This is a genomic window from Moorena sp. SIO4E2 (assembly GCF_010671945.1).
In the GTDB taxonomy this organism is placed as follows: domain Bacteria; phylum Cyanobacteriota; class Cyanobacteriia; order Cyanobacteriales; family Coleofasciculaceae; genus Moorena; species Moorena producens.
Genome location: NZ_JAAHIE010000519.1, coordinates 1 through 4938 on the forward strand (window position 1 = coordinate 1; position 4938 = coordinate 4938).

Genomic DNA, 4938 nt, shown 5'->3' on the forward strand with positions numbered 1-4938 from the left:
GTGCGCTTGACCTTGGCGAATTAAATTCGCCAAGGTCAAGCGCACCTAAGGATACAAGCGCCTGAATTCATTTATATGGTATTTTTTAATTTTGAATGGTCGCGTTCGCGCAGCGTCGGCGAAAGCCGATAGCGATGTTTCAAGCCCCCGAATTAATTCGTGGGGTATTTTTTAATTTTGAATTGATAATTTTGAATTGGAGCGAAGGGCTTGACTCCTACCCATTTATTGATTTTTGCTGGTTCCGGTTTATTAGCAGGTATTCTTGCCGGATTTCTCGGCATTGGCGGCGGTGTAGTGCTCGTCCCCTTGTTAGTGGCATTAGGATATCAACCAGTTCAAGCGGCGGCTACCAGTAGTCTGTCGATTGTGATTACGGCTAGCTCTGGTACAGTGCAAAACTGGCGGATGGGCTACTTTGATCTAAAAAGTGTAATTGGCATCGGATTTCCGGCTCTAATCACAGCACAAATTGGTGCCTATCTAGCGGACCTGTTCCCTCCTTACTTGTTACTGGTAGCCTTTGGGATACTGCTATTGGTTACGATATATTTGATCCAACTACGCAAACAGCTTAAGTCTAGAGCGCAACAGGAATCTCAAAGAGCACCAAACAACACACCTTCTTCAAACTCTTCCACCAAAGCTACTGTAGCAAGGATAGCGACAGGTGCTTTGGCTGGCTTATTAGCTGGTCTATTTGGTATTGGTGGGGGAACAATTATGGTTCCACTCCAAATGTTGCTCCTAGGAGAACCGATTAAAACTGCGATTCAGACAAGTCTAGGGGTAATCGTGATTACAGCAGTTTCAGCCTCTGTAGGACATGCCTTACAGGGAAATGTCTTATGGATTGAGGGACTGCTGCTGGGCATAGGAGGCTTTTTGGGAGCGCAAATTAGTACTCGCTTTTTGCCAAAGTTACCAGACCAAGTGGTGAGCAATGGATTTCGCACGCTGTTGTTTTCCCTATCAATTTATATTTTTTGGCAGGCATGGCAGAGTTACGGTGCTTGAAAGTCTGTATCTATTTAATTAGACTTCGCCGCAGTGGTGAGCAATAGGGAACTTCGGACAAGGGAATAGAACTATAAATATAGCAGTCGCCAGGGCAGTTAGGACATGACAAAAGTCTCACACCCTTTGTAAGCGCAAGAGTTTGACTTCTGACAAATGACTTCTGACAAATGACTTCTGCTATACATATCAGAATCAGACATCACTTTAGCAAGAGCAGGACTTACGCAAAACTGGGCATTAAATGCGCTTATGTAGTAGGGTGCTTTATTAACGCACCCTACAGATAAAGTCACTGCCTAAGTCCTGTTATAGTTTGTCAATAACCAACAACGTTTGTGTCGGAACTCAGCTTTAGGTGAAACCGCCAGCCCAGATATATCGCCCCGGCTGGACTCGTTTCCAGCCTTTAGATTCACATCCTTTAGTTAAGGTGTTACTAATGGATTTACGGGCTACATTTTTCTTCTTAGGATCCAAACCATTAGGATAAAGCACGTCCAAAACATCTGCGGCACTCATGATCTGTGGATAGTGTTCTCTTAACACAGAAGCCACGAGCTCATATAAGGTCATATACTTTAATTGCTCTAACTTAGGTAGCGGAGAAGGCCGACGAACTTTGCTCTTGGCAGGCTTTCTCTGAGGTTTATTGGTAGCAACTAAATCGGGAAAATCTTCAAGAGAAAAGGTGTAGCAACCTGGAGAGTCAGGGATAGAGTCCCATAACCCCTGGCTCTCTCCTTTCAACAAAATGGATTTGACCAGAGAAGTTTTCGAGGCAATATCGTCTTTATCCAACTCTCCAAACAGCTCCCTGATCAGGTAATCAACTCGGAAGATCGTACCCCTGTGGGTTTCCAGGAGTCGGTCAATGGCTTCTGTAATCCTCTGCTCCTGGTAATCGAGTTGTTGTTTGAGTGCTAATGCTGACTCCTCTAATTCAGTTTCAGTGGAGAAGTCTGCGGGCAATTCAGCTACTGGCGTGGTGAGGTAGTATTTTTCCTGCTGGTTGTGGTTGCTATTTCCAGGAGGCAGGAACTTGTTGGAGTTGTTTTCTGGTAGAGCTAATGCATTTGTATTTAGCAAAGCTTTAGCATGGTTAAGCTGTTCTCTTGCAACTGTGGCAGCTTGTTCATGATACTCCACCATTTGTCGGTAGTAATCAACCAAATCTGCTAACATGTTTTGACTTTGCGATGGTAGCGATGGCTGTGATGGAACATAAGACATCTACTTTTTTCCCCCAGATTCGTTAGCGTGTTGATAGCGAAGACACTTTCTGGCTACTCCTTTGCAGCGATTTCCATACTTGGGACAACAGGTAGCATAAGTCTCCCTCTCTGCAGGGGTATTGCAGTAGTGGCAAATGAACTTGTAAACCCGTGTATGGATAGTACGCCTGTGGGCTCTTACTTTGTATTCTCGAACAAAAACTTGTTTACTGGGCATAATTGTTTATATACTTTACTCCTTAAACATTAACAATGGGTTCCTGATAAGTGAAAGGAAGCGAATTAACACTGCTTGTGTGTTCTTTTTTGAACTCTCCCTGGTGTCAAGGACGGGGGATTCTACGCAGAAGGGGATAGCGGATGAAACTAGAAGCCTCAACCATAATCTTCGATTTAGTTGTCGGTACTTCACATAACTCCCATAGCAACGGGAGTAGGAGTAGTACCTTTGACTCCAATTTGATCTAACATCCTCACACAATAACTGCAAGCTGTAAAATAGGGAACTCCCGCCAGATTCCTCTGGAAAAACGGCAGCTGATGGCATCGATTCTGATTGCCTCTGTAACCCAATGCTCACAACACTCCGCTCACAACACTCCATCGGGGCTACTCACATCTGTCCATACCAAGTCATTTCCCCTAAGTAGAAGGTCATGGTCGATAAGCTAAATGCTCATCGGTGTCTAGTTTTTGACTATTCCATATCTAATCTAGGTTTGACCTTAAGCCGTGTGCCATTCTCCCGCGTGTTAATTGAATTGTGTGATCAACAATTGCCTGTTTCGTCTCCATCGCCTTTTGTTTCACTTCCTCTGGCAGCTTCTCGCCAAATTTCCCTAAATATAGAATGTCTGGTTGCTCAAATCCCAGAGTATAGACTTTTTTTTCCTCCCTTTTGGTAATGGGTAATGAGTAATGGTCGTAGGATTACCGATTACCCCGAGCCAATCATCGGACAATCTGATGTGGCATCCCTTTTCAAGAAAGGGTATAGCGCTACGCGCAAGTCAGCAAGGTTCTTGGGTCAGAAGTCAAAGGTGCGCTTTCCGTTCTCCGTAGGAGACGCGGGGCGCGTTCGGCGAATTAAATTCGCCACGGGTCGCACCTAAAAGTAAGCGATTACTTACGTTTCGGAGTTATGGAATGTCAAACATCTTAATGGGTAGTGCTATATCAGAACCTGCCCAACCTCTGGCTGCCCCTTGCCTGTTCCCTCAGAGCATATAACCCTCTTCGGTTTCGCGTCCTACTGCACACCGGAGCCGCGCTTCGCGTCTATGGGTCGCAAGCGGTTTATCAAAAAATGGCTAAACTGTTAGGCATTTTTAATGCCTAACAGCTTACCATACTAGGATTCATATCCACGCTTAATGCTGATAGATTAATGCTTATTTTAAAGACTTTATTTTCGTCAATAACTCGGTTTTTATTATAGTTTTATTTGGCAGTTTTATCCCCGTAATTAATACTTTTTTTGTTTTGAATACATTTAGGGTTAGGGGAAAATAACCGCTCTAATTTGGTTTTCAATAATTGGTTAATTGCCTGGATACTTTTTGTGGTTTTATTTGCTTCTATTTTGGGATATTTAAGTTTATTTTTGTCGAGTTTGATTACCAATTCTAAAGCTTCTTGGTGTTGATTAATTTCTTCTACAACTATTTTTCGTTCCTGTTCAGCCTTTGTTGTTGCTGCTTGATTCTCTTCTCTTAACTTAAGTTGTTCATTATCCTTATACAAGGGGGTAGGGTTAATCCCATATACCATTAGGATTTGAAGATTTTTTCTGGCGGCCATGAATTTTTTGCTAGCGGCTACTATGCCTCTACTTAGACAAAGGGAAGCTGTGGAAAAAATTATGGCTACAACAAAAGCAATAACCGGTATTAACTGATCTACTGCTCCGGATTCGTTGCTGACTAATACGGCTTGGAAATTCAAAAATATATCTCCTAAGAGCACCAGCCAAATTATAGATAATCCATTAGTTAATGGTAAAGGTATCTTAATTTTTTTGCTAATAATTCCAGACCCATCTACTATGGAGGTTATGGGTAAAGCACCTGTTACCAATAAACTGAGTAAATTCTTAGTCTCAATTCCAAATATTTTATCACCCTTTGACAGAGCAAGTCTTTCCCCAAACGAGTAATCTAATAGAGCCAACTGTCCAAAACTAGAAATTATTAAAAGTGCTAACAATATCAAAATTATTAAGACTTGAAGTCTTTTTTCTCTGCGATACCAATCTTCAAGCTTTTCACGATCTTCCGGCTTTTCAATATAGTTTTCAGACTTGGTAGTTGCTGGTTCAAATTCAGTCATATCTCATCACATCAGTTGATTAAGTAGAGTAGTGTCTACTAGGGTCTGGTTAGTTTACTCTTTTCCGGTGAAGCATTTGGAGCCTATACCTTTGGTTTTACCTATAATTTGTCGTCCAAATCCCCAAACTCATACTAGTACTAAACGTTATAATTTTTTTAAATCCTCCGGTATTTCGCAATAGTTATACTCTGAACTAGGAGTATATTTTTTGAGGTATTCTCCATCCAGTATTGACTCAAAATAATTATTAAGATGTATTCCTCCAATATCATCTATCTGGTTTAATTCTTTTTGAATTTCAGGTTTAACAGTTTTCCCATCACGAAATGCATTACTGGCTTGACTGCTTCTCCTA

General features: G+C 41.9%; 5 protein-coding genes. 2 read left to right on the forward strand and 3 right to left on the reverse strand.

The window, feature by feature from the left end:
- Positions 1-210: 210 nt before the first annotated feature.
- Complete coding sequence (locus F6K37_RS31985; RefSeq protein ID WP_008183340.1) at positions 211-1017, forward strand: sulfite exporter TauE/SafE family protein; 807 nt, start codon at positions 211-213, stop codon at positions 1015-1017.
- 354 nt (positions 1018-1371) lie between these two features.
- On the opposite strand, the gene F6K37_RS31990 is transcribed toward F6K37_RS31985, so the two are convergent.
- Positions 1372-2250: a hypothetical protein gene (locus F6K37_RS31990; protein WP_075873597.1), complete on the reverse strand. Its 879-nt coding sequence runs from the start codon at positions 2248-2250 to the stop codon at positions 1372-1374.
- A 913-nt stretch (positions 2251-3163) separates the two neighbouring features.
- On the opposite strand from F6K37_RS31990, the gene F6K37_RS31995 reads away from it, so the two are divergent.
- Positions 3164-3364 carry a hypothetical protein gene (locus tag F6K37_RS31995; RefSeq protein WP_131826915.1) on the forward strand — a complete coding sequence of 67 codons (201 nt, stop codon included), beginning with the start codon at positions 3164-3166 and terminating at the stop codon, positions 3362-3364.
- Between the two features lie 328 nt (positions 3365-3692).
- Here the strand turns inward: F6K37_RS31995 and F6K37_RS32000 are convergent, their stop codons facing one another.
- Together F6K37_RS32000 and F6K37_RS32005 are read right to left on the reverse strand one after the other, a co-directional pair.
- Complete coding sequence (locus tag F6K37_RS32000; RefSeq protein ID WP_008183335.1) at positions 3693-4580, reverse strand: hypothetical protein; 888 nt, start codon at positions 4578-4580, stop codon at positions 3693-3695.
- A 147-nt stretch (positions 4581-4727) separates the two neighbouring features.
- Positions 4728-4938 (reverse strand): hypothetical protein (locus F6K37_RS32005; protein ID WP_287254621.1); only part of this gene is annotated, 211 nt, incomplete at its 5' end.